Source organism: Cyclobacteriaceae bacterium (assembly GCA_030584025.1).
Classification (GTDB): domain Bacteria; phylum Bacteroidota; class Bacteroidia; order Cytophagales; family Cyclobacteriaceae; genus UBA2336.
Genome location: CP129487.1, coordinates 1,654,220 through 1,679,915, shown reverse-complemented (window position 1 = coordinate 1,679,915; position 25,696 = coordinate 1,654,220). Strand labels below are relative to the sequence as shown.

Annotated in this window: 18 protein-coding genes; 13 read left to right on the top strand and 5 right to left on the bottom strand. The window is 40.6% G+C overall.

Annotated features, from left to right (window positions below):
- Nucleotides 1–122: 122 nt before the first annotated feature.
- The gene (locus tag QY309_07735) at nt 123–1,508 is read right to left on the bottom strand and encodes a tryptophanase (protein ID WKZ61369.1); all 1,386 of its coding nucleotides are present in this window, start codon (nt 1,506–1,508) and stop codon (nt 123–125) included.
- Between the two features lie 190 nt (nt 1,509–1,698).
- Between QY309_07735 and QY309_07730 the strand changes: the two genes are divergently transcribed.
- The 4 genes from QY309_07730 to QY309_07715 all read left to right on the top strand — a co-directional run bounded on the left by QY309_07730 (nt 1,699) and on the right by QY309_07715 (nt 7,906).
- A complete protein-coding gene (locus QY309_07730) occupies nt 1,699–3,960 on the top strand; it encodes a cbb3-type cytochrome c oxidase subunit I (protein ID WKZ61368.1) in 2,262 nt (753 codons plus the stop codon).
- A gap of 1 nt (nt 3,961) precedes the next feature.
- Nucleotides 3,962–4,642: a hemerythrin domain-containing protein gene (locus QY309_07725; protein WKZ61367.1), complete on the top strand. Its 681-nt coding sequence runs from the start codon at nt 3,962–3,964 to the stop codon at nt 4,640–4,642.
- Between the two features lie 55 nt (nt 4,643–4,697).
- Nucleotides 4,698–6,548, top strand: coding sequence for a hypothetical protein (locus QY309_07720; protein ID WKZ61366.1), 1,851 nt, complete (start codon nt 4,698–4,700; stop codon nt 6,546–6,548).
- A gap of 158 nt (nt 6,549–6,706) precedes the next feature.
- Nucleotides 6,707–7,906, top strand: coding sequence for a vanadium-dependent haloperoxidase (locus tag QY309_07715; GenBank protein ID WKZ61365.1), 1,200 nt, complete (start codon nt 6,707–6,709; stop codon nt 7,904–7,906).
- Between the two features lie 209 nt (nt 7,907–8,115).
- Here QY309_07715 and QY309_07710 read toward each other — a convergent pair whose 3' ends face one another.
- Nucleotides 8,116–8,346 carry a HAMP domain-containing sensor histidine kinase gene (locus QY309_07710; protein WKZ61364.1) on the bottom strand — a complete coding sequence of 77 codons (231 nt, stop codon included), beginning with the start codon at nt 8,344–8,346 and terminating at the stop codon, nt 8,116–8,118.
- Between the two features lie 625 nt (nt 8,347–8,971).
- Here QY309_07710 and QY309_07705 point away from each other — a divergent pair.
- On the top strand, nt 8,972–9,226 hold the full coding sequence (locus QY309_07705; protein ID WKZ61363.1) for a hypothetical protein: 255 nt from the start codon (nt 8,972–8,974) through the stop codon (nt 9,224–9,226).
- 102 nt (nt 9,227–9,328) lie between these two features.
- On the opposite strand, the gene QY309_07700 is transcribed toward QY309_07705, so the two are convergent.
- Nucleotides 9,329–9,895 carry a hypothetical protein gene (locus QY309_07700; protein WKZ61362.1) on the bottom strand — a complete coding sequence of 189 codons (567 nt, stop codon included), beginning with the start codon at nt 9,893–9,895 and terminating at the stop codon, nt 9,329–9,331.
- Nucleotides 9,896–10,041: 146 nt separating this feature from the next.
- The gene (locus tag QY309_07695) at nt 10,042–10,254 is read right to left on the bottom strand and encodes a hypothetical protein (GenBank protein ID WKZ61361.1); all 213 of its coding nucleotides are present in this window, start codon (nt 10,252–10,254) and stop codon (nt 10,042–10,044) included.
- 127 nt (nt 10,255–10,381) lie between these two features.
- Between QY309_07695 and QY309_07690 the strand changes: the two genes are divergently transcribed.
- The 8 genes from QY309_07690 (at nt 10,382) to QY309_07655 (ending at nt 24,176) form a co-directional block, all read left to right on the top strand.
- Nucleotides 10,382–13,732 (top strand): helicase-related protein, encoded by a 3,351-nt coding sequence (locus QY309_07690; protein ID WKZ61360.1) that lies wholly within the window; start codon nt 10,382–10,384, stop codon nt 13,730–13,732.
- 69 nt (nt 13,733–13,801) lie between these two features.
- Entirely contained in the window at nt 13,802–14,350 is a 549-nt protein-coding gene (locus tag QY309_07685) for an ORF6N domain-containing protein (protein ID WKZ61359.1), read from the top strand.
- Nucleotides 14,343–18,419 (top strand): putative DNA binding domain-containing protein, encoded by a 4,077-nt coding sequence (locus tag QY309_07680; protein WKZ61358.1) that lies wholly within the window; start codon nt 14,343–14,345, stop codon nt 18,417–18,419. Before QY309_07685 ends, QY309_07680 begins: the two co-directional genes overlap by 8 nt.
- A 2-nt stretch (nt 18,420–18,421) precedes the next feature.
- Nucleotides 18,422–19,444 (top strand): hypothetical protein, encoded by a 1,023-nt coding sequence (locus QY309_07675; GenBank protein WKZ61357.1) that lies wholly within the window; start codon nt 18,422–18,424, stop codon nt 19,442–19,444.
- A gap of 407 nt (nt 19,445–19,851) precedes the next feature.
- Nucleotides 19,852–21,582 (top strand): DUF262 domain-containing protein, encoded by a 1,731-nt coding sequence (locus tag QY309_07670; protein ID WKZ61356.1) that lies wholly within the window; start codon nt 19,852–19,854, stop codon nt 21,580–21,582.
- 34 nt (nt 21,583–21,616) lie between these two features.
- On the top strand, nt 21,617–21,967 hold the full coding sequence (locus QY309_07665) for a hypothetical protein (GenBank protein WKZ61355.1): 351 nt from the start codon (nt 21,617–21,619) through the stop codon (nt 21,965–21,967).
- Nucleotides 21,968–22,532: 565 nt separating this feature from the next.
- On the top strand, nt 22,533–23,729 hold the full coding sequence (locus tag QY309_07660; protein WKZ61354.1) for a site-specific integrase: 1,197 nt from the start codon (nt 22,533–22,535) through the stop codon (nt 23,727–23,729).
- Between the two features lie 27 nt (nt 23,730–23,756).
- Nucleotides 23,757–24,176: a DUF2384 domain-containing protein gene (locus QY309_07655; GenBank protein WKZ61353.1), complete on the top strand. Its 420-nt coding sequence runs from the start codon at nt 23,757–23,759 to the stop codon at nt 24,174–24,176.
- A gap of 86 nt (nt 24,177–24,262) precedes the next feature.
- On the opposite strand, the gene QY309_07650 is transcribed toward QY309_07655, so the two are convergent.
- Entirely contained in the window at nt 24,263–25,669 is a 1,407-nt protein-coding gene (locus QY309_07650) for a sugar porter family MFS transporter (GenBank protein WKZ61352.1), read from the bottom strand.
- Between the last annotated feature and the right edge of the window lie 27 nt (nt 25,670–25,696).

Below are 25,696 nucleotides of genomic sequence, written 5' to 3'. Positions count from 1 at the left end.
TCATCTGACATATTATCTTTCAAAACGACTCAGGAATGTTCCGGTCTTACCCGTACTACGGGCCTGAGATAGTCAGGAATTGGCTCAGTTATGCTTTTCATTGTTATTATGATTGGTCGGAATCAGATTGCTTCAAATCGTGCTGTGAAATGGCGGAGTAAAGGTGGCTCGTATACGATCCTGAGTCCTCTTTTCTTGTCGCGCATTTCTAGGATATCATCAAACACCTCCAGTACATAGTCGATATGGCTTTGCGTATACACCCTACGTGGAATAGCCATACGCATTAGTTCATGCCGCGCATGTTTCATTCGGCCTTGTTCATCGTACGTGCCAAACATTACGCTGCCCACTTCAACACAGCGTATCCCCCCACGTAAATAAAGATCACAAACCAATACTTGTCCTGGAAATTCTTCAACCGGAATGTTTGGGTAAAGCTTTTTCGCATTCACATAAACCGCGTGTCCTCCTATAGGCCATACAACAGGTACACCTTTTGCCTTCAGGTGTTCGCCCAGATAAGTTGTACTTCGTATTCGGTATTGTAAATAATCTGGATCAAAAACTTCGGTCAGCCCCACCGCCATGGCTTCCATATCCCTGCCTGACAATCCACCATAGGTGGTATAACCTTCTGAAATAATGAGCATGTTTGTGCACTTAATGTGGAGTTCCTCATCCTTCAAGCAGAGCAGACCACCCATGTTCACCAACCCGTCTTTCTTGGCACTCATCACAAATGCATCACTTAGGTTCAGCATCTCTGCGGCAATGCTATAGTAACTTTTGCTCTCGTATCCTTTCTCCCTGTGACGGATGAAATAACTATTTTCAGCAATCCGGCATCCGTCAATTACAAGCAGCAGCTTATGGCGGTTGCACACCGACCGCACCGCCTTCATATTTTCCATACTCACGGGCTGGCCTCCAGAGGAGTTGTTGGTCACTGTCATTATCACTGCGGCAATATGCTTCGGGGTATGCTTCCGGATTTCCGCCTCCAGCTTTTCAAGGTCAATATTTCCCTTAAAGGGGAATTCCCGTTCGAGGTCTGCACTTTCTTCAGGCACTAGATCCAATGCTGTGGCACCGGTAAATTCAATATTGGCTCTTGTGGTGTCAAAATGGGTATTGCTCAAGAAAACCTTTCCTTTTCCACCTGTGATTCCATATAAGATTCGTTCAGATGCCCGTCCCTGATGTGTTGGAAGTATATAAGGCATCCCGCATAACTTCATCACCACTTCCTGTAGCCGTTGCCAACTTCGGGCCCCAGCATAACTTTCATCACCTATCATCATACCTGCCCATTGACGGTCGCTCATCGCCCCAGTTCCACTGTCGGTAAGCAGGTCAATAAACACATCTTCTGATTTAAGAAGAAAGGCATTATGACCAGCCTGACGAAGCGCCTTTTCCCGGTAGACCTCGGTGGTCATGCGCAACGGCTCAACCATTTTAATACGGAAGGGCTCAGCCAAGGTCCTTCGTGGATTTTCTTGCATGTATCAGGTTATTTAAGGACTAATTTATCTTTTTTTGTATAATTATATTAAGAGTATTTTATCTTTTATTAAGTTTAACCACTAAATACACGGTATGGGAAAGAGGAACGTCCTTGACTATTTATTAAATCCAAAGAAATGGTGGCTCCCACTCCTATTAATTTTTCTTGTCAGCTTTACCGGGGTAGTTATGATGGGTGTTCACACTTATACAGAGGCACCACCTGTAGCTAACTTTGTTGACGTTGAACACAATACAATTTTTACACAAGACGATATCCAGAAAGGCCAGGCACTTTTCCAGCAATATGCCCTGATGGAGTATGGATCCATGTTTGGCGATGGTGGTTACCGGGGCCCCGATTATTCAGCCGAGGCTTTGCACCTGACGGCCACTTTCATGACAGACTATTATAAAGAAACAACCCATGCCGAAGTATCCGATCGGGAAACAGTACTGTTGGGGATTACTGAAAAGGTTAAAAAGGAAATTAAAGCGAACACCTACCAGGAAAGCACACATTCAGTAACCCTTAAAATGTCACAAGCCTATGCGGCTAAAAAATTAGTGACCTATTACCATGAAGTTTTTTTAAATCCCAAACATGAACAAGCCTTTTCCCCAACAGGGTACATTACCAACCTGGAAGAAATCCGCAAACTAACCGCCTTTTTCTTCTGGGGGGCTTGGGTATGCGGGGTAGAACGCCCCGGGAAAGACTACAGCTATACCCACAATTGGCCTTTTGATGCAGGGGCAGGCAACACACCTACGGTTGCCACTATAATCTGGAGTATTGTTGGGTCATTGGGATTGGTTCTTGGATTGGGTATTGTTCTTTACTACCATGGAAAACTGGAGAAACTTGATGATGCCGCATTTACTAATCATGCTGCACCTTTAGTAACCGAAAAGGGAGTTCGAGACTTTTTACCAACACCCACACAGCGTGCTACCTATAAATTCTTTTATGCAGCCATCATTTTATTTGCTGTGCAGGTTTTGGCAGGAATTCTTACTGTACATGATTTTGTGGGATTTGTAAATTTCTTTGGGTTTGATATGTCCAAAAGTTTGCCTATCACGGTAACCCGTAGTTGGCATATTCAGCTTTCACTTCTTTGGATTTCTGCTTGTTGGATAGGCGCATCGTTTTTTGTTATGCCGATGCTCTCGCCTAAGGAACCGGCCGGGCAACGCAAACTCATCAATATTGCTTTTGGATTAATTGTGCTATTGGTTGCAGGTGCTGTGATTGGTCTGTTCATCGGACCCATGGGATTTGCCGGCAACGCATGGTATTGGATAGGGCACCAGGGTTGGGAATACCTTGAGCCGGGAAAATTGTGGCAGGGATTACTCTACATTATTTTCGGATTTTGGGTAGTGATCCTTTTCCGAGGACTCAAACCGGTAATGACCTTAAAAAAGCCTTGGGCCCTACCCAATTGGTTAGTATACGCAACCTTAAGTATTCTTGTGTTGCTCTTTTCCGGCTTGATGTTCACGCCAAAAACCAATTTTGTCATTGCCGATTTTTGGCGTTGGATGGTTGTACACATGTGGGCTGAAGCCTTTTTTGAAGTCTTTACAACCGTATTGATCGGATACTTTATGGTGTTGATGGGACTGGTAAGTGAGCGTGCAGCAACCCGCGTTATCTACCTGGCGTGTTTACTTTTTTTGGGCTCAGGGTTATTGGGTATATCCCATAACTTTTATTGGAATGCAAAACCGGTATTTACCATGGCGCTTGGTTCTGTATTCTCAACCCTACAGGTGGTACCCTTGATTTTATTGACGCTGGAAGCCTGGCGATTTGCAAAACTCCCAGATCAATTAACAAATGGGAGCAAGGCAAAAGAAGCATTTGGGTTTCCTGGCGTGTTTCTATTTTTACTGGGTGTAAATTTCTGGAACTTTCTTGGTGCAGGCGTTATGGGATTTATTATCAACCTGCCAATAGCCAATTATTACGAACACGGTACTTACCTTACCGTAAATCATGGTCATGCTGCATTAATGGGCGTGTACGGAAACCTATCCCTGGCTGCTGTCCTATTTTGCTGTCAGTTGCTATTCAAACCGGAAGTGTGGGATAAAAAATTAGTTAATACTTCGTTCTGGTCCATCAACATCGGTTTACTGCTCATGGTGGTGCTTGATCTTTTCCCTGCAGGCATTCTGCAATTTATTGCCGTGGTAGAAAATGGTTTATGGTTTGCCCGAAGCAGTCAATTTATTGACAGTTCTCTATTTCAAGGGCTTACCTGGTTACGGATTATCGGGGGGTCCATTTTTGTTTTAGGGGGTGTAATCCCGCTGCTGATTTTCATTGTGCGCAACGGAAAGCATTTGAAGAAAAATTTGATTTTTCCGGAGGTAACCGGAAATGGTCATAAAAAGCCAAAAACACTAAAAAAGGAATTTGGTATATCCATTACTGATTGATATGACAATTCGTGAACTTTTAAACCTTCAGCCTTCCAGTGCCCGCATCATGCGAAAATACGGTCTTCACTACTTGCGGTGCCGTCAAATGGAGTTCGAGGAGGCATGCAAAACATGCTCCGTAAATCCCATTCATGTTAAAGAGGAAATAAAATCCTTACAGTTTTCATCCACACCTATGGACAAACTGCTTAGCGAAACCATGAACGAACATGATCAAGTTAAAAGGCGATTATCTATACTGACGCGTTCGCTTGAAAAGGCTACAAAACGTTATAGCTCCTTCACCCTTGAATTATTAACAATTAAAGTAAATATTGAAATACTGGCTGAACAATTAGAGATGCACCTATATAAGGAAGAAATGATTCTGTTTCCCGAGTTTATAGCTGTTTGGTCCAAAAAATATAAAAATTCAGGTGTGAGCTGCCAGCCTACTTTTCGTTTTCAGTATCCGATTGAGCGACTGGAAAATGAACATGCCTCCACACAACAAATCATGACTGAAGTAAAAAAAGTGAGTGAATATTTTTGCATCACCGATAAAGATAATAGCTACAAGACCATTAGAAACCAGGTAGCACGTTTAGAGAAATCATTGAACAAGCTTATCAAACTTGAAAACGATATTCTTTTTCCCCAAGCCTTAACATTAGAAAGCGAAATATATAAAGGTACCTGAACGGTATTGTATAAAAAGCCCGTAACTATTTTTTAAACTAAAACTTACCACAACCATGGAACTCAATCAAGAAATCCTCAGTGACATTGTCATTTACATGAAGTATGCGCGCTACCTGCCTGAATTGCAGCGTAGAGAATTATGGCCCGAAATCTGCGCGCGATACGAAGCTATGATGATTGATAAATATCCACACATTACTGATGAAATTCAGGAGAATATGCAGTGGGTATTGCAAAAAAAGGTATTGCCATCTATGCGTGCCATGCAATTTGCTGGCGCTCCAATTGTTAAGAATAACAGTCGCATTTATAACTGCGCCTATATGCCGGTAGATGATATCCGGGCATTTCAGGAGGCGATGTTTTTGCTGTTAGGTGGAACAGGTGTGGGTTTTTCAGTTCAACAACATCATGTAGCGAAACTTCCTCCGATACAAAAAGCAGAAAAGCGCAGAAGATTTCTGATTGGTGATAGTCTGGAAGGTTGGGCCGATTCCATCAAAATGATTATGAAGGCTTACTTTGGACAAAATGAAGCAATGCCTGATTTCGACTATTCCGACATACGACCAAAAGGCGCACGCCTGGTAACAGCAGGGGGCAAAGCACCCGGCCCGGAACCATTAAAGGTTTGTCATGCGCATGTTACAGCAATTTTGGATCGAAAAGAAAACGGGGAACAACTCACCCCGCTGGAATGTCATGACATCATGTGCCATATAGCCAACGCGGTGCTTGCAGGGGGCATTCGTAGATCAGCCATGATTTCCTTGTTCTCCCTAGATGATGAGGAAATGTTGACCTGTAAGTTTGGAAATTGGTGGGAACTGAACGAGCAACGGGGTCGCGCAAATAACTCGGCTGTGCTCTCGCGAGAACATACCACGCAAAAAGAATTTCTTGATCTGTGGAAAAAGATTGAACTGTCAGGTGCTGGCGAACCCGGTTTTTACTTCAGCAATCACCCCGATTGGGGAACTAATCCTTGCTGTGAAATTGCGCTACGTCCCTTCCAGTTTTGCAACTTATGTGAAGTCAATGTTTCCGATGTAGAGAATCAGGAGGAGCTAAACAACCGTGCACGTGTAGCGGGATTCCTAGGCACCTTACAAGCTGGCTTTACCGATTTTCACTACTTGCGTGATGAGTGGAAAAATACTACCGAGCAGGATGCGCTTATTGGAGTTGGCATGACGGGCATTGCCAGTGGAAGAGTGGCCAAACTAGATTTACGTGAAGCAGCAGAAGAAGTTAAACATATTAACATTGAAGTGTCTGCTAAAATAGGTATTTCATTTGCGGCACGATGTACAACAATAAAGCCCTCTGGCACCAGTTCTTTGGTGTTAGGGACATCATCAGGAATTCATGCATGGCATAATGATTACTACTTGCGTAGGATGCGTATAGGAAAGAATGAAGCACTATATGAGTACCTCCGCATAAACCATACTGAATTATTGGAAGACGATTTACTCAACAGCAAACAAGCCATCGTGTGCATTCCGCAGAAATCGCCCGAAGACAGCATTTTGCGGAATGAAGATGTAATGCAGATGCTGGAACGGATCAAGCACTTTAACATTCAGTGGGTACGAAACGGATATCGGTTAGGGTACAATGCTAACAACGTGTCGGCAACGGTGTCGATTAAAGACGATGAATGGGAAAAAGTTGGGCACTGGATGTGGTTAAACAAAGCCAGCTATAATGGACTTAGTGTTTTACCTTACGACAATGGGAATTACAAACAACCTCCATTTGAAGATATCAGCAAGGAGCACTTTGAAGAATTAGAAGCATCACTACATGCCATTGACCTTTCTAACATCTATGAACCCGATGATGCAACGGATCTGCAGGCTGAAGCTGCGTGTGCAGGGGGAGCATGTGTTATTCAATAAAATAACGGTGAGAATTATATATTATGAGAATTTATTTAATCATCCTTTCGCTAGCTGCATGTTGCTTTAGCTGTTCGACCGAAACAAAGGATTACCGGGCATTTACAACAAATACTAAATTATATACCCAAACAGTATTTGAACTTAACCGTGTAGTCATGCACGATAATTTTACTCCACCGGTTGCCAACCGCAACTACACTTATGCCAATATTGCGGCATATGAATGCATTGCAGCGGGGTATCCTGAAGAGTTTCAGTCATTGTCAGGACAACTGAATGGTTTAAAACCCATGCCTCAACCTGAAAATACGAAAAGCATTGATTTCGAATTTGCAGCTGTGCTTGCTTTTTGCAAGGTAGGTGTTGAATTAACTTTTTCTGAAAGTTTGTTAGAAAAGTATGTAGATAGTTTAAAACGGGAAGCCAAACAATTCGGTATGCCTAATGCAACACTTAAAGCCACAGAAAAATTTTCTACCGCCATTGCACAGGCCATATTGGATTGGGCTAAAGATGATAACTATTTGCAAACACGTACTGCTATAAAATTCAACGTTACGCAAGAACCTGGCCGTTGGATTCCTACCCCACCCATGTATGCAGAGGCAGTTGAACCCGCCTGGAATCAAATACGGCCCTTGGTGATGGATAGCGCCAATCAAATCTCAGCACCTCCCCCATTTCCATATAATGTTTCGGATACCAGTAGTGCATTCTACCAAGAAGCAGTCAAACTTAAAAGGGCCAGCGAAACCCTTACTGACGATCAAAGACATATGGCTGACTTCTGGGATGACAATCCCTTCAAACTAAATGTAGTCGGTCACGTTATGTACTCGACCAAAAAATTCTCACCACCGGGTCATTGGATGGGGATTGCTGGTATCGGAGGCGCTGCTGTACAAGCTGATTTCCCAAAACTGGTGTGTGCCTATGCTAAAACATCCATAGCGCTATTTGAAGCTTTTATACAATGCTGGAACGAGAAATATGAACACAGTTATGTTCGACCTGAAACCGTAATCAACCAACATATTGATCCTGAGTGGCGTCCCTATTTACAAACACCTCCTTTTCCAGAATATACAGCCGGGCATACCACCACCTCAGCAGCAGCTGCCGCTGTACTTACGGAAGTTTTTGGTGATCAGATCGCCTTTACAGATACAACAGAGTTAGAATTCGGAATCCCCAGCAGATCCTTTACCTCCTTTCGTCATGCCGCTGAAGAAAATATCTGGGCCAGATTTTATGGAGGCATACACTATTACCATACGTGCGAAGTCAGTAATAAGCTAGGAAACGAAATAGGGGAATTTGTTTCACGTAAGTTAATCATGAATAAACTCAACTAAAATGATTCGCATTTAAGTTAATTCGAAAAATGCAAACCAAAAATTGAAAAATAGGGCCCATCCTGGGCTCTATTCTTCCTCAAAGCCAACTTAAGCCATTATCTGATAACCCATTTTTACTGTTCTCTCCATAAAATAAGATCATATCTTGCGCCCTATAAAGATTTCAGTGAGTTTCTGAATTCAGTATCCAAATAGTAAAACATTCCTTAGTTTGAAAACGGAATAATCATCTTCACGGTTGTACCTGTTCCTTCATCTGATATTAAATCCAATTTTCCCTTTAACTTCTCAACAATCATCTTGACTTTAAATAACCCTAATCCAATACCTTGAGATTTCTCATGGCCTCTGAAGAACATCTGAAAAGCATTCGCCTTAATTGCCCCGTCCATGCCAATGCCATTATCACTGATTTCAATGGAAATTTGATGGGACATTTTCTAGTATGATAAATTTTTTAACTATCTGATAATTAACTCTTTATATATAATAAATTTTCTATGATTTCTTTAGTCGCATTTACTGCTGTGAAAAAGTAATTCAGTATCAATTATTAAGAGAGAAAGTCTCAATTCTTGTAGTTACACAAGCCCAAACAAGCTTCATTGGTCGCATTATTTAGAAGAAGTGACATTTTTAGCCAGATAGGCTTTATCGTAACACATTACTTTTTGCGGGATAAATAGCTAAACGGTTCCTGAAGGAAAGGCTTTTATATTTACTTATTTTATCGAATTTATTCTAGCGTCAAACATCGACATAGCAAGACCTATTAATAAACTCATTACTCCATTAACCATTAACAACCAGTAGAAACATTATACCTTTACATGGCCAGCCTGTCAGCGAAATAGATTTACAAAGCCTTGGTATTTTAATTATCTATATTTTAATTGTTAATGTAATTAGTATGAATTTTCTCAACAGAATCGATTTATGAACACACAAAAGATTATTAAAATCGTAATTATTAGTTCTGTACTAATATTTATTGCACTGGAATTTAGGACTTGCCTAGTTCGTTCCATGCCTCGTCAATCATTTACAAAAACAAAGGATGTTATGGTCGGATCCGTAGAAATGTATCCTAAAATATTTGCTATAAATGATACATTAGATAATACGCGCTACCGTATACGATATCGGGACATTGAACCCATTTTTCATCAATTTGATTCATCGCTGATTGGTCAGACACTAACCATTACATATGTAGATGAACCAAACGTATTTGGTCGACTGGCCGCCAATTACAAGATGGTCCGTATGAGTAAGGGAGACTCAGTCTATTTTGATTTTATTTTATACGGAGAGTAAAGTAGGCTAAGCTGTGATAGTAACTTGATTTAACACCAGCTTACGATAGTGGTTGCCTCTAGGAAATTACTAAAACCCCTTCCCTGTTTTCTAAAAAAACCATCATGATTCCATCTGTCTACTTATCTCAGTTGAAGCGATCATAATCAGTTCTTCGAAAACTTCAGCAGGGATATCAAGTTCTTTCCTTTTGTTGATAAATTTCAAAAGTACGTGAGGGTAACTGCGTGCCAATTCACCGTAAGTCATACCCTGAAACTTACTCCATACTTGTGGAAGAAATTTCTTCTTTGGAAGTTTTGTATTAATGCTCTCAACTATATTTTCATAATTAGAGTCATGAACAGGTTTGAGTGTTGTTTTTTTCTTCTCCTCAACTTGAACTTTTGTAGCCGAGTGTTTTTGCTCCCGCATAACGATGACCTCAATTCCTAGTGACTTTGCAAGGGTCTTGTAATAACTATCTGCATTACCACAAAGTATTACTGATCGATCAGATTTTGGCTTGAACCTTCTAATAATAGCCTTGGTTACAGCGGCTTTGCCCAGTACCTTGATATTACATTTACCAGGGTATTCATGAATAAGTATTATATCTCTATCATGAATATGAGCTGTCCTATCATTATTATCAATCTTTTCATATCCATGAATGAATAACCCATCCACGTTAATAGAATCAGAATCGAAATTTCCCTGTTTGATGAGAAAGTTAATTTTTAATGCACCATGAAGTGAATTACAGTACTTATATATTCGCCACGGGTGCTGCACTTTTCTTTTGCGTTAATAATTAAAGCTAATCATATTTCATTTCATAAATCCAGCCAGGTAGGCTTTTTGAGTTTCTCTAAGGGTTCCCAATCTCCATGATCCAGCTTAAACATCTTCTTGCCGCTAGGCGTACCTATCCGCATGAGGTGGTAACGCCTGTTGAATTTAATCTTGTATAACCCATTTACCAACGCCATACCCAAACATAAAGGGTTGGTTGGATTGAAAGCAATAGGCTTCACCACACGTGACATGAAATGTCATAACAAGCAAATATCATTACAGGATAATCGTACTTTGGGCCTAAAAATCGCAGTTTTTGACCCGAAAACCTTATATTTAGACTTTGACCCTATTTGTCCCACTTCTTACGCGCAACGGATGCCAGTTATATTCGACAACATTGAGAACCATCTTATTCAAGGGCTAAAGGATTCACTGGAAGTTTCAAGACGTGCCGATTTCTGTGTTGGGTATTTTAATCTTCGTGGATGGAAACAGGTTGCCAGGTACATTGAAGGCTGGGAAGGTAATGATGATAACCGCTGTCGGCTTTTGGTAGGAATGCAAAAGCCGGATGACGAATTAATCCAGGAGTATTTCTCAAGGATAGAGCAACAGCCCATCGATAATCAGCAAGCGATTCTCATCCGGAAAAAACTCGCTGAAAAGTTTAGAGAGCAGCTTACCATTGGTATCCCCACAGAAGATGATGAACGAGGCTTAAGGCAACTATCCAATCAGATCAAGAAAGGTAAAGTTGTGGTTAAACTCTTTCTCCGTCATCCCCTGCACGCCAAATTGTACCTCTGTTTCCGGGATGACAAGATCAATCCAATCATTGGCTATGTAGGAAGCAGCAACTTAACGCTTTCCGGTCTCTCCTTACAAGGTGAATTGAATGTTGATGTGTTAGACAAAGATGCAAGCAACAAACTATCGAAATGGTTCAATGACAGATGGGATGATAAGTTTTGCATTGATATTTCTGAGGAACTCGCGCACATTATTGATAACAGTTGGGCTGCCGACAAACTTTTAGAACCCTTTCACATCTACTTAAAAATAGCTTACCACTTAAGTCGTGAAGCACGATCTGGTCTTTCTGAGTTTAAACTTTCACGCGTTTTTGAAAAGCAACTATTGGAGTTTCAGCAAAAAGCTGTTTTAGTGGCTGCGCATCACTTGAACAAACGTGGTGGCGTTATCATTGGTGATGTGGTGGGATTAGGTAAAACAATTACTGCCACAGCCCTTGCTAAGGTTTTTGAGGATGATTTCTTTCTAGAGACACTCATCATCTGTCCAAAAAATCTTGTGCACATGTGGGAGGATTATGTGCATAAGTATCAGCTAAGAGCAAGAGTTATCTCGGTTACACAAGCACAAACAGTTCTGCCTAAAATGAGGCGATATCGCCTTGTCATCATTGATGAAAGTCATAACCTTCGAAATCGTGAGGGCAAGCGGTATAAAGCTATTCAGGAATATATTCATTTGAATGATAGCAAAGTGATTTTGCTTTCGGCAACACCGTTTAATAAAAGCTACATTGATTTATCAAACCAGCTTCGTCTATTTCTTCCCGAAGAAGCTGATTTGGGTATTGCCCCAGAACAATTCATAGAAAGCATAGGCGGCAAAGTTCAATTCGTAGGCAAATATCAAACGCCTATTCGTAGCATCTCAGCTTTTGAAAAGAGTCATTTCCCAGATGATTGGCGTGAATTGATGCGCTTATACCTCGTGCGTAGAACAAGAAGTTTCATTAAACAATACTATACTGAAACTGATTCAGCGACAGGCAGGAAGTTTCTGACTTTTGCTGACGGCACTCGCTCCTTCTTCCCTGAACGGATTCCCAAAAAGGTTGAGTATCACTTTGACCAGAATGATCCACATGATCAATACGCCAAGTTATATAGCGATTCAATCGTTGAAATCATCAATCATTTGAATCTTCCTCGGTATGGTCTGGGATTGGATATTTACATGGAGCAGCAGCCTGTACCAGCGGCTACCAAAGACGAACTCGTAATTCAGGCGAATCTTGGTCGTGCAGGCGCGCGACTTAAAGGATTTGCCCGTACTAATCTTTTTAAGCGATTGGAAAGCAGTGGTCACTCCTTCCTGCTCTCCATCAGCAGGCATATCCTGAGGAACTTCCTTTTCATTTATGCCATTGAAAACAAACTCCCCTTCCCTATTGGTAAACAGGACGTGGCCATGCTGGATGACTATCTGGAGGATCAAGATCAGGAAGCTTTAGAGGATAATGGTGATAAAATTAATCTGATTCTGGATGAAGATGATTACTTCAATCAGGCTGAGCGCGTTTATGATATTCTAAATAGGAAATATCACAAACGTTTTGATTGGATTGGCAGTCATTTGTTTTCACAGAAACTAAAAGCTGCATTGTTATCCGATAGTCGCGAACTTTTGAAAATACTCCACTTGGGCAAAGACTGGAATCCTAAGGAAGATCGGCAGCTCAATACATTGCAAAATCTAATTCAGAAAAAACACGGTAAAGAAAAGGTCTTGGTATTCACTCAATTTGCCGACACGGCCATTTATCTAAAAGAGAATCTTCAAAAGAGAGGTGTAGCAGACATCGAATGTGTTACCGGTGATGCTGACGATCCCACTTCATTTGCTTATCGTTTTAGCCCGGTAAGCAATGAAAAGCGTGCTTCAACTTCTGCAGATAAAGAAATTCGTGTGTTGATAAGTACGGATGTACTCAGTGAAGGTCAAAACCTTCAGGATGCCCACGTAATCGTAAATTATGATTTGCCTTGGGCTATCATCCGATTGATTCAGCGGGCAGGACGTGTGGATCGTATTGGACAAAAATCAGAGAAAATCTATTGCTATTCGTTTTTACCCGAAGATGGAATTGAAAAGATTATCCGGCTACGTTCACGACTTAAAACCAGATTAGAGCAAAGCGATGAAGTATTGAGTTCTCCGGATGAAATCTTTTTTGATAACCAAAAGATCAGAAGTCAGCTTGAAGCGCTTTATAGCGAACAATCCGGCATTCTGGATGAAGAAGATGATGGTGAAGTCGATCTGGCCTCGTATGCTTACCAGATCTGGAAAAATGCAACAGACCACGACCCTAGCCTTCAGAAGACCATACCCGATATGCCCAATGTGGTCTATGCCACTAAGCAGAATAGCGATGAACCACAAAAAGAAGGTGTGATTGTGTATTCACGAACAGCAGATGATAACGATATTCTTGCCTGGGTTAATAAAGAAGGAGAGATCATTACGCAATCTCAACTCACCATTTTAAAGGCCGCACAATGTCAGCCTGATACAAAAGCGCTTTATAAATTGGATAATCATCATGCCTTGCTGGGAAAAGCACTCGACTACATTAAAGACATTGAAAATAATGTTGGCGGACAGCTGGGCAGACAAACCAGTGTGCGATACCGTATTTACATGCACTTAAAGCGATACTATGAGGAGTTTAAGAATACACTATTTGTAACGGAAGAACTAAGCCGTGCTATTGATGACATTTATCGCTTTCCATTAAAAGAAGCGGCCAAAGAAATTATTGGCCGTCAATTAAAGGCAGGTGCTGATGATAGTACACTCGCAAACCTGGTGGTATCCCTTCGTGAAGAAGACCGGTTGTGCATACATTCCAATGAACCTGATGTGAAGCGCGAACCACAAATTATTTGCTCCATGGGATTAAAAAATACATAGAACTTGATGTCACTATTTATGACTTCAGAAAATAATAAAGGAGCCGATCTGGCACCTTAAAGCATAACTATGGGAAAACATAAAAAAGCTGAAATAACGTTATCTGAAGAAGCAATCTACGCCCAGATTTTTGTCATTAGAAAGCATAAGGTCATGCTGGATTTTCATCTGGCAGATCTATATGAGGTCGATACAAAAGTTTTGAATCAGGCTGTTAAGCGAAATCTTGACCGGTTTCCTGATGATTTCATGTTTCAACTTAGCGCGGATGAGTGGGATAGTTTGAGGTCACAATTTGTGACCTCAAAAAGTACAAGAGGTGGCAGACGTTATGCCCCGTTCGCCTTTACTGAACAAGGTGTCTCCATGCTTTCCAGCGTATTGAACAGCCCCCGCGCCATTGCCGTAAACATTCAAATCATGCGGCTTTTCGTGAAGATGCGCCAGATGATCATTGGCTATAAGGACCTGCTAAAGAAAATCGAAAAGCTGGAAAAGGCACAAATGGAAAACAATGAAGACATTGCGTCTATTTACAACCTCATAAAAGAACTATTAGAACCAGCCATCAAAGATCGCACACCGGTTGGCTTTAAAATCAATCCGAAAAATGGCTAAGAAACTCAACATAGAAAGCACCCGAATCGCCCTGCAAAACTTCGACTTTGCTTCACTCTTCCGCGAGGAATTGGGATGGAGCGCACCGAAGTCCACCACAACTATTAAGGAAACAATCAAAGATATTTCATTCACAAGAAAGCGAATAGCCGAACTCTCAGGTGCTGTGGTATATGAAATTACCATGGCGGATGGTTCGCTCCCTGACTCCTCTCAACGTAAGGAAGTTTCAAAATTTATTCGTGATCTCAACTTTGAGAACGTTTGCATTTTTGTGGATAAAGACCGAAGCCAAAGCATCTGGCATTGGGAGAAAAAGCAAGATAAGAAGATGATGCCGCGCGATCATTTCTACATGCGTGGGCAACCGGGCGATTTATTTATTGCCAAACTTTCTGCACTCGTATTTGACCTGAGTGATTTTGACAAGGACGGTAATGTGCCCATTGCCGAAGTAGCCGGACGAATGAAAGCTGCGCTGGATGTAGAAGTAGTTACCAAGAAATTCTACAAAAGCTACCAGGATGAGTTTAACGGCTTTCTGGAATTCATTGAGGGCATCAGCGATGAGAACGACCGCAAATGGTATGCTTCGGTTATCCTGAACCGATTAATGTTCATCTACTTCCTGCAACGCAAATTCTTTCTTGACAATAGTGATGCCGATTATCTTTCAACCAAACTCGAATACAGCAAGAAACAGTTAGGTAAGAACAAGTACTACGATGTATTCCTAAAGGCCTTGTTCTTCGAGGGTTTTGCTAAAGAAGAAAAAAGCCGCACTGCCGAAATCAACAAACTGATTGGCAAAATCAAATACCTGAACGGTGGTTTGTTTCTGCAACATAAAATTGAAAAGAAATACAACGGCAAGATTAAAATTGCCGACAAAGCCTTTGAAAACCTGCTGGAACTCTTTAAAGCCTACAGTTGGAATTTGAACGACACCCCGGGCGGACAAGACAATGAACTGAATCCCGATGTGCTGGGTTACATTTTTGAAAAGTACATTAACCAGAAAGCCTTTGGCGCCTACTACACGCGCACCGAAATTACCGAGTACCTATGCGAACAAACGGTTTATAAACTAATTCTTGATGCCATCAACGGCCCCGATACCAGCGAACACGATGAGGTAATTGAAAAAGTAAAAGGTTCGTCCGCATTGCTGAGTAAGCCCACTCCTTTATCTGCTAAAAACAAAGAAGTTCAAAAACGCAAACGCTACGAACGCATTGAAGACTTATTGATTGATCTTAACGCAGACACCTGCCGAAAACTGGTGGTGGGTGAAACGGCCGTGTTACCCAACCTCTCACTTCTCGACCCGGCCTGTGGCTCTGGCGCTTTCCTTGTGGCGGCTATGAAGACACTCATCAATGTGTATGCAGCCATTTTGGGGAAGATTAAATTTTTAGGCGACAAGAAACTGATAGCATGGCTGGAAGAAATTGAAGCCAACCACCCCAGTGTAAACTACTACATCAAAAAACAGATTATTACTAATAACCTGTACGGGGTGGACATCATGGAAGAAGCCTCTGAAATAGCGAAGCTTCGGTTATTCCTGGCCTTGGTAGCCAGTGCGCAAAAAGTGGATGACCTTGAGCCCCTGCCCAACATTGACTTTAACATCATGACCGGCAACAGCTTGATTGGACTAATGCGTGTGGATGAGAACGAGTATAACAAACACCAACAGGGTGACATGTTCAAAAAGAGCTATAGCCAATTGGTGCAAGAGCGCGAAGCTGCTATTCGTGCTTTCAAAGCCTTTGAAGGTAATCGCGAAGCACTGCAATCAAAGAAAGAAGCAATAGACCGGCTTGAGACAGAAGCTAACAATACTCTTAATCTCATACTGGGCCAGGAATTTCAAAACCTCGGCATTAAGTATGTACAAGAAACATGGGATGACAAAAAGAAGAAATCCGGCAAACCATTAAAGCGATCAATTACCATTAAAGATATTGAAAGTCTCACCCCATTTCATTGGGGCTACGAGTTTTCTGAAATCTTCCGAAAGAAAAACGGCTTTGATGCAATAATTACCAATCCACCTTGGGAAACATTCCAACCAAACGCAAAGGAATTTTTAATGAAATTCAGCGACTCCATTTCCAAGAAGAAAATGGATATTAAGGATTTCTTAGAGGAAGTGAAAAACCTAATGGATGACGATGACACTCGACAGCAATGGTTAGCTTATTCAAGTGAATACAATCATTTAAGGGAATATTTTCGATTTTCTAAGCAGTACGAGAATCAGGTCCCTATCATTGATGGCAGACGTCACGGAAAAGATGTTAATCTGTATAAGCTTTTTACCGAACAGTGTTATAACCTATTGCGAAAGGATGGTTACTGCGGTATTGTAATTCCAAGTGGAATTTATACTGACCTAGGCTCTAAACAATTGCGACAAATGCTTTTTGAACAAGCGCGCGTTACTGGCCTGTTTTGTTTTGAAAACCGTAAAGAAATCTTTGAAGGCGTGCATCGCAGCTTCAAGTTTGTGGTGCTAAGTTTTGAAAAAGGCGGACACACCACCTCCTTCCCTGCTGCCTTTATGCGGCATGAAGTGAGTGAGCTGGATAGCTTTCCCCAGAGTGGCTCAGTAAGCATTACGCTCGACTTTATTAAAAAGCAATCTCCCGATAGTTTATCTGTAATGGAAGTGAAAGATGAACTTGACTTTGTTATAGCAGATAAGGCGCTCAAATTTCCTTCACTCAATAGCAATAAAGATGGAAGTTGGCAATTAGAGCTTCATCGAGAGTTTAATATGACTGATGATGCTCCATTGTTTAGTAAGAAGCCTCTAAAAGATTCTTTACCACTTTTTGAAGGAAAGATGATTTGGCATTTCTCTCACTTACTTTCTGAACCAAGATACTGGATAAAGGAAGCTCAAGGAAGAGCGGCACTTTTAAAGCGTGGAGTGAGTGATAGTGGTCAAAAAATTGGATACCAGAAGTACAGGCTTGCGTATCGTTCAGTTGCTTCTAATACTAATGAAAGGACGATGGTTTGTACTGTCATCCCTCCTTCATTCACGGGTAATTCACTTAATGTATCTGAAAATTTAGATTATGTCACACAGTTCTATTGTGTGAGTATTTTAAGTTCGTTTGTTGTTGACTGGTTCATAAGGCAAAATGTAACAACAAACATAAATATGTTTTATGTGTATCAGCTTCCAGTGCCACGTTTAGATAAATCAAAACCAGAATTTCATTCAATCGTAGATATTTCTTTAAAACTGATTTGCAGCACTGAAGAGTTTGCTGATTTGTGGCAGGAATCTACAGGCACAAAATGGAGCAAGAGCAAAGTAGTCACTAAGGAAGAAGACCGCGCCAAGCTTCGTGCAGAGTTGGATGGTTATGTGGCCCATATTTATGGTCTAACGGAGGAAGAGTTTCAATATGTGCTCTCAACCTTTCCCCTGGTACCGGAGAAAACCAAGCAGGAAGCGTTGCAGGCGTACAAAGATTTAGCACCACGGTTTAGAAAAGCCTCCCCTCCTTTTCCGGGTGCTCCGGGTACACACCAGCCTTCACCAAAACAAATAGTAAGAGAACTCATTCAAAAAGGCGAGCACAAACAACTAGAGTATAAAAGCACACTCCTCTGGGATGTGCGCGAGCAAACCAAAAAATATCACATTGAGCACAGCGTACTCAAAACCATTGCGGCCTTCTTAAACTCGGAAGGTGGCACCCTGCTCATTGGCGTTACCGATGATGGACAAATCCATGGTCTGGAAGACGACTTTAGGCTGCTCGGCTCCAAAGGCGACCCACGCGATAATTTCAACAAAGCCTTTGATAACCTCATTACCAACAACTTCGGCAACGCCATCCACCGACTTATTGATTTAACATTGGTGGAGATTGACGGCAAGCACGTAGCCAAAGTAGTAGTAAAAGAAAAAGCCCCCGAAGAAGTCTTCCTCGCCAACAAAGACAAAAACAGCGTAGAAGAATTCTATGTGCGCCAAAACTCCCGCAGCATCGCACTAACGAGAAAAGATTTAACGAAGTATATTAAAGAGCATTGGAAGTAAATATGCCATTCACAAAAGAAGATAGAATAAAAACTGTATTCAATGGCGGTAATCATGTCGTAATACTTGGCGCAGGGGCAAGTATCGCCTCGACTATTAGAAATCCAGAAGTTAATGGAAAGAAGCTACCTTCAATGGATAATTTCGTAGATGTCGTGGGTCTTCGAGATATTGTTGAATCTCTCCCCATAAAAGAGCAAGAAAGTAACTTTGAAAAACTATATAGCCAGTTACATCAAAAGAATCACCTCAGTCCAGAAATTCAAGAAATAGAGAAAAGAGTTCAGGCATACTTTGGTGATATGAGACTTCCAGATGCACCTACAATTTATGACTATTTAATTCTCTCCCTGCGTTCGAAAGACCTTATTGCTACCTTCAATTGGGACCCATTTCTTTATCAAGCATTTTGCAGAAATCGTCATGTCGGAGACTTGCCACATCTCACTTTTCTTCATGGTAATGTGGCTATTGGATATAGCAAAGAGGACAAACAATGTGGGCCAGTTGGAATGCGGATAAGGAAAACAGGTAACTATATGGAACCAACAAGACTACTTTATCCTGTAGAAAAAAAGAACTATACCGATGACGAATTTATTAACATAGAGTGGGAAAGAGTGAAGCATTGGTTGAAGAATAAGAGAACAAAGCTTGTAACAATCTTCGGTTATGGTGCACCAGTAACTGATGTAGAGGCTGTTACACTTTTAAATGAAGCGTGGGGTACCAGCAGCGATAGACCTTATGAACAATTTGAAATTATTGACGTAAGACCAGAGGAGCAAGTACGCAAACAGTGGGATAATTTCATCCATTCACACCATTATGATTATTCTACTGACTATTTTAACTCGCTTCTATCACGTAACCCAAGAAGAACATTCGAAAGTTATCATCAACATATGTTTCCTCTAAGTGAGGATGAAGTATTTAGTGAATCAAACCCCATACCCAATGATATTGCAACGTTGGAAGAATTATGGGCATGGCATAAACCACTAGTTGAAGCAGAAAATAAGTAGTTATGAAAACAGATTATCAGATGATCAAAGTCGAAAGCTACTACGAAAGTGGCTCAGGTCTTCATGGGCTAGTACACATTCGTCCGCTACCGGGGCAATCACCTTTTGAAACGTGGATGCGTGTTGAGTGCTCCAAGGAATTGAGTAATACAAGCGCTTATCCCGTAGGCACAAAATTTCTTATTAAGGCCAAAATTACGAACCGCTTGGGAGGCACGTCATTTATTTACTCTAATCATACTTGACCCTTTACAACAATTAAATAAATGTAAACATGGAATCAGTAACTCTTTACATAGTGTCCAGAAAAGCAATTCATTGGCTGCTAATAATATAGATACTGGACACTTTGCTGGACGTAGTGTCCAGATTGATAGAGCACAAAATGAAGGTAAAACAATTGAGGCATGGCAAACCAAGACATAACCGTAAGGCAATTAGTTGATAAAGTACTATCTAAAGAATTAGCATTACCTGAAATGCAACGAAGGTATGTGTGGAATGCTGTTAAAGTTAGGGATTTGGTAGACTCACTTTATCGAGAATATCCATCTGGAACCATTTTGGTTTGGGATGCAGAACCAACCTTAGAAGAAAGAAGCCTTCAGGTTTCGGGCGTACAAGACATTGAGCAATCTGGCCGGTACCTTTTATTAGATGGTCAGCAACGGTTAACAAGCCTTACTGCTCTCCTATCGGGCAAAGCTGTGAAGGTTCGCAACAAAAAAAAGGAGATTGAAATTCTGTTTAACCTAAACCACCCTGAGGGTATATCAGAAGAAGAAATTACCTCAATTGAAAACGAAGAAGCCGCTGCAGCTGACGAGGAAGAAAATGAAAATGGTGACTTGGAGGATGAAGATGATGAATCAGGAGATAGCGACATCATGGAAGAATTACGCAAGCGTACTTTTGTTGTTGCTTCACGCTCCTTAAAAAATGATCCCAATTGGATTTCAGTTGCTGAAGTTTTCAAAAAGTCAGATTCACAGTTGCTAAAACCATTAGGAATAAACTCAGAGAATCCATTGTGGGACAAATATTCTGAGCGAATAAGAAAGCTTAAAAAGATTGAGGACTATCAATACAGAATGATAATTCTTGACAAAAAGCTATCGTATGAAGAAGTTACCGAAATATTTGTTCGTGTAAATTCACTTGGCGTAAAGCTTCGCGGTTCGGATTTGGCTTTAGCACAAATCACCTCCAAATGGAAAGGCTTTATGCAAGAGTTGGATAAGTTCGCGAAAGAATTTGAGCACAATGAGGAGTATCTCTTAAATTCAGGTATTCTGGTAAAATCTTTAGTAGCCTTTGCTACCAATCAAAGTAAATTTAAAACCGTTAACCGCGTAAAGGTTGATGACTTTAAAGAAGCCTGGAAGAAAGCGCAGTCAGGTCTGCGGTTTGCTATTAATCTTTTAAGAAACAACGCTCGCATCGAAGATTTGCGCTTGCTTGGCTCTCCATTCTTACTCATTCCTATTGCTTATTACGCTATTCAAAAAAAGGAAAGGCTATCCAAAGATGACGAGAAGAAAATAATGCTGTGGTTTTATGTAGCCCATATGAAAGGCCGTTATGGTCTCGGTTCCAGTGAAGGTTTATTGGATAGCGATATTTCCGTTTTGAATCGAACACAAAGCCTTGATGAGTTACTTGCGTTACTTAAACTTCAGGTTAAAAACCTCTTTACCTCTGTTGATGAGATTAAGGGTAAAAACCGGAGGAGTCCATACTTCAGTATGCTCTTTATTATTGGTAAACAGCAAGGAATTAAAGATTGGTCAACAGGCGTTATCATTGGAGAGAAAATGGTTGGAAGAATTCATGCCTTGCAGTTTCATCATATTTTCCCGAAGTCATTATTGAAAAAGCAAAGTGTAAGCCCTAAAGAAATTAATGAAATCGCCAATCTCGCTTTCATTGGGGGTAGAACAAACAGAAACATCAGTAACAAGGAACCTGAAAAGTATTTGGTTGAAGTAATTAAAGACCGTGGAGAAGAAGCACTGAGCCAGCACCTAATTCCAACAGACCGTAATCTTTGGAGGCTTAGTAGCTACCAAGATTTTTTGAGTTATCGCAGGGAGAGGCTCGTTGAAAGTATTAATTCATTTTTGAATCAATTCAATTAAAATCTGTAATTCAAACTAAATAATTATTTATTATATGAGAATTAGATACATATTTTCAATTGAAACATCGGAGCAATTATTTACTAACTTTTCTGTTGTTTTTTGGGGTGTTCCAAATATTAATAAGCAATACACTGCTGAAATTCTAAGTGAAGATGCCCAGACAAAGAAGACTTTTAATGAGTCTTCAATCGAAGCCCTTGGTGAGAAAGTATTTGATTATTTTTCTAAACGAGGAAAAATAGTTACTCATAAAAAACTAACTGAAGATGATGCTACAATTAAATTTTTAGAAAAGTATTATTTGCCCCTTAAGAAGGAAAAAGCTAAAAAAATTATGGATAACGTAGTTGCCCTTGGTAAAAAGTATAAAAAGGCTGATTAGCAATCAGCATTTATAGCACTGCCTTCGGCTCGGGCTATCCGCTACAAGTCCGGCCCCGCTCATGCCAACATACTTCGCGCTTTCCGCTACTATCCCTATTGCTTTGCCAGCGCAGCAGCAACAGACATTGTCAGGCCGCACCTCCTACCCTGCAAGCCTAAGCCTGCCATAGAGTGTCGCTGCCTCAGCCCGCTAGTAGATAATGGGGAAAGGGGTACTAAAACTCCTCACAAAAAAACTTTTTATGAAGATTGGAGAAAGGCCATCCATGAAATGTAAGATGCGAAGTCTCAAAAATAGCAACATTATGGAATTCTTTGTTCAGGTAGTTAGCAGAAACTGAAAATTCCCATCTCGATAATCCATCAGTGATCTTCCCTGGCTAATACGTGCTAATACGGTGTATTTAGTATTTACAGTCGCAATCTTGAGTTAAACTTATTATCTCCATCGTCAATAAAAATGTTTAAGTTTTATCAATAATTTACTATTAAATAAATGTACATTTATATAATTTAGTAAATACAAATTATCAAAATCCAGTCCTCTCAACATGTAAAATTTTATGGCGGGGCTAACAATTATTAAGAATCAAGTAGATAATCCACTGCCTAAAGCCTCCCAGGTTCTCGTTGATTATGATTATTGGCTAAAAAAGCGCTACGATGCAAGCCCAGCATACCTTGCTAATGCCAAATCGTTTCTACGCTCCTATCGCCAGGGAGGAGACGTGAAGGCTCAGTTGGAGGATTATATCAGCAGCAAGGGGCCAGCACTCAGATCGATCTTAAATCGATTCCTTAATTTTCTGGCGGGCCGTAAGTTCACCTACCTGATTAATGACTTGCACGAGACGAAGCTCCCGGTTTCTAACCTGTTCGTCAAATTGTTTTTGATTTCCAATCAGGACAGGTTTCGATCAAAGGGTACCCTAAGTATTTACGCTACTGTGCTGAATGGATATTTCCTTGCAATCAAAGATGATGTCACCAGGATTAATAAACGAACTGCCAATAAGTACATTCTGGCCCCTACCCTTTCCGATTATACCAAGAGGCTATATAAATCTGTTTTGAAGGCTTTTTGTGAATGGGCGTTGATGTATCAAGCTCTTGATTCCAGGGATTTATCTCGTGAGCAACGAATGGTTAAGTCAGGATTGAAAAAAATCAGTGTGCAATCCCTTCGAGAAATTGCTGCCATTAAAGTAATTATCCCCCGCAGCATATCAGGTACCTATCATAAGGATAGCTTATCTGAGAGTCAACGGAAGCGGTTATTAAAGTTAGCGAAAACTCCCCGCGATAAAGCCATTCTGGCACTCATGGCATGGAATGGTTTGCGATCCATGGAGGTACTGCGCTTGAATGTTGGAGACATCAAGTTATCGCAAGGCAAAATCCTGGTTTGGAGTAAGGGCAAAAGCGAAAAATCCAAGGATACCATCAAGCTCTCATCGATAGCCCGCAAAGAATTGATGATTTACCTGAAAAAATCTAAGATTAAGCGTGGAAAAGTATTTCCAAAACTTACGCGTCAGGAACTGGATTCACTTATTCGGAGGTATTTCAAAAAACTCCGAGTGAAGGGAAAATATAGTCCGCATAGTTTACGGCATACCGCTGGTCAGCTTATGTATGAGAAGAACATACCGATGGAACTCATTCAAAAAACCCTGAGGCATGCGGATATGAGAACAACCATGATGTATGCACAGAAAGCCATTGATAAGAACTATTTTATGCGGATGAAGCGGTTTTGATTAGCTTTAATTAAATGTCAAGCGGATATGAAGCGTGGTAAAGCGATAGATTACAGTAAGATAATTGAAGGGTATTCACCATTAGAACTTTTTGAAGCTGTTGACAAAGGACTGCCAGCAAAAGTGTATGTTTCTATCCAAAAGAAGACTGGACTCTCTCATGCTGAAATGGCCATGATACTTGGGGTGAGCGTCCGTTATCTTAAAAGTAAAAAGCGAAACGACCTGTTAAGTACTAAGGCCTCCGAGAGACTGGTTAAGTATTATGAATTATGGAATTATGGCCTTGATGTTTTTGATGGGAACGAAGAAAATTTCAAAGCGTGGCTAAAGGTTCCTATTACACAGCTTAATGGTAAAACTCCGCATGAAATGATGAAAAATTTCATTGGCATGGAGATGGTTAAGGAGGTGTTAGGACGCATTGAATATGGTGTATATTCATGATAAATGAAGTTTGGAAAATAACCAACTGGATCAAAACCTATTCATTATACAATAATTGACGCTACTTTTATTAGTCAAACTGCCAATCAACGAATTAGTTCTTTCTCAATTTGCTCAAGTGTTTTTCCTTTTGTTTCCGGTAAGTAGAGAAGTAATACAATAAAACCAAATGCACAAATTATACCATACAACCAGAAATTATTGGCCCAACCTAAGTTTTCCTTAATTGTTGGAAATGTAAATGTAAGAGAAAAATTACCTATCCAATGCGCTAGAGCTGCTATCGACATTGCTGCTCCGCGAATCCGATTTGGAAATATCTCAGAAAGAATAACCCATAATAATGGTGCAAGCGTTATTGAATAGAATAATACATTGGCAAGAACAAGCAACACTACCACAACACCAGTATAGTTATGATAAAATGAGAATCCAATAAATGCATAGACTATAGCCATCGAGATTGTTCCAAATAACATAAGTTTTTTTCTGCCAAGACGATCGACTGTAAGCATGGTAATAATCACTGCTACGACCATGACAGAACCAATTACTACAATATTTAACATCATCTGTTTCAAATTGTAGCCAGCAGCTTGAAAAATATCAGAAGCGTAATAAATAATTACATTCAGTCCGCTCCATTGTTGTAGAAATGCCAGGAAAACACCTAAGCCGATAAATTTCAAAATATTTGGATTCAGAAGTTTCTTAAAATCAACATGTGAGATATCATCAAGTGATACTGTTGATTTTACTTCATCAATTTGGTTTCTTGCATATTCTTGTCCTCCTATTTTCTCAAGTATTCTTTGTGCTCGGTCAATGTGATTATTCTTAACCAGCCATCTAACACTCTCAGGGACAAAAAACATCAATAAAAAGAAAATAAAAGCAGGAATTGCTTCAACACCAAACATCCATCGCCAGCCATACAAACCACTCCAGCTTTGTGCAATAATGGCCGAAGAGGCATTATCAATCAAGTCAGTATCCAATAGAGAAATCTGCCAGTTGACGACTTGTGCCATAAGAACACCAATCATTATTAACAATTGGTTTATAGATACATACATTCCACGCTTTTCAGGTGGAGCAATTTCTGCTATATACATTGGGGAAAGATTAAGAGCTATCCCCATAGCTACACCACCAACAATGCGGTAAAAATTAAACCCAAAGAATGAATTAACAAGGGCAGTCCCAATTGCGGATATCGTAAATAGTAGTCCGGCAAATAATAGCAGTTTTTTTCTACCATATCTATCTGCCAACATGACGCATAGTATTGCCCCTGCCATGCATCCTATTAGTGCTGAACTTGTGCCCCAACCCTTTTGGGTTGCAGACTCAAGTCCAAAAAATGGCTCATAAAAGGGTTTTGCTCCACCAATAACAACCCAATCATAACCAAAAAGGAAGCCACCCATAGCGGCTGTAAGACTTACAAGCCAAAGAAATAGTTTATTATAACGAATAGACGGTTGATTCAAGGGTTGGAAATTTTAGATTAGGGTTCG

Bases quoted from the DNA above. Each gene is read 5' to 3' on its own strand.
- QY309_07735 (WKZ61369.1), bottom strand. From the start codon at position 1,508: ATGCAAGAAAATCCACGAAGGACCTTGGCTGAGCCCTTCCGTATTAAA.
- QY309_07730 (WKZ61368.1), top strand. From the start codon at position 1,699: ATGATGGGTGTTCACACTTATACAGAGGCACCACCTGTAGCTAACTTT.
- QY309_07725 (WKZ61367.1), top strand. From the start codon at position 3,962: ATGACAATTCGTGAACTTTTAAACCTTCAGCCTTCCAGTGCCCGCATC.
- QY309_07720 (WKZ61366.1), top strand. From the start codon at position 4,698: ATGGAACTCAATCAAGAAATCCTCAGTGACATTGTCATTTACATGAAG.
- QY309_07715 (WKZ61365.1), top strand. From the start codon at position 6,707: ATGCACGATAATTTTACTCCACCGGTTGCCAACCGCAACTACACTTAT.
- QY309_07710 (WKZ61364.1), bottom strand. From the start codon at position 8,346: ATGTCCCATCAAATTTCCATTGAAATCAGTGATAATGGCATTGGCATG.
- QY309_07705 (WKZ61363.1), top strand. From the start codon at position 8,972: ATGGTCGGATCCGTAGAAATGTATCCTAAAATATTTGCTATAAATGAT.
- QY309_07695 (WKZ61361.1), bottom strand. From the start codon at position 10,254: ATGTCACGTGTGGTGAAGCCTATTGCTTTCAATCCAACCAACCCTTTA.
- QY309_07690 (WKZ61360.1), top strand. From the start codon at position 10,382: ATGCCAGTTATATTCGACAACATTGAGAACCATCTTATTCAAGGGCTA.
- QY309_07685 (WKZ61359.1), top strand. From the start codon at position 13,802: ATGGGAAAACATAAAAAAGCTGAAATAACGTTATCTGAAGAAGCAATC.
- QY309_07680 (WKZ61358.1), top strand. From the start codon at position 14,343: ATGGCTAAGAAACTCAACATAGAAAGCACCCGAATCGCCCTGCAAAAC.
- QY309_07675 (WKZ61357.1), top strand. From the start codon at position 18,422: ATGCCATTCACAAAAGAAGATAGAATAAAAACTGTATTCAATGGCGGT.
- QY309_07670 (WKZ61356.1), top strand. From the start codon at position 19,852: ATGGCAAACCAAGACATAACCGTAAGGCAATTAGTTGATAAAGTACTA.
- QY309_07665 (WKZ61355.1), top strand. From the start codon at position 21,617: ATGAGAATTAGATACATATTTTCAATTGAAACATCGGAGCAATTATTT.
- QY309_07660 (WKZ61354.1), top strand. From the start codon at position 22,533: ATGGCGGGGCTAACAATTATTAAGAATCAAGTAGATAATCCACTGCCT.
- QY309_07655 (WKZ61353.1), top strand. From the start codon at position 23,757: ATGAAGCGTGGTAAAGCGATAGATTACAGTAAGATAATTGAAGGGTAT.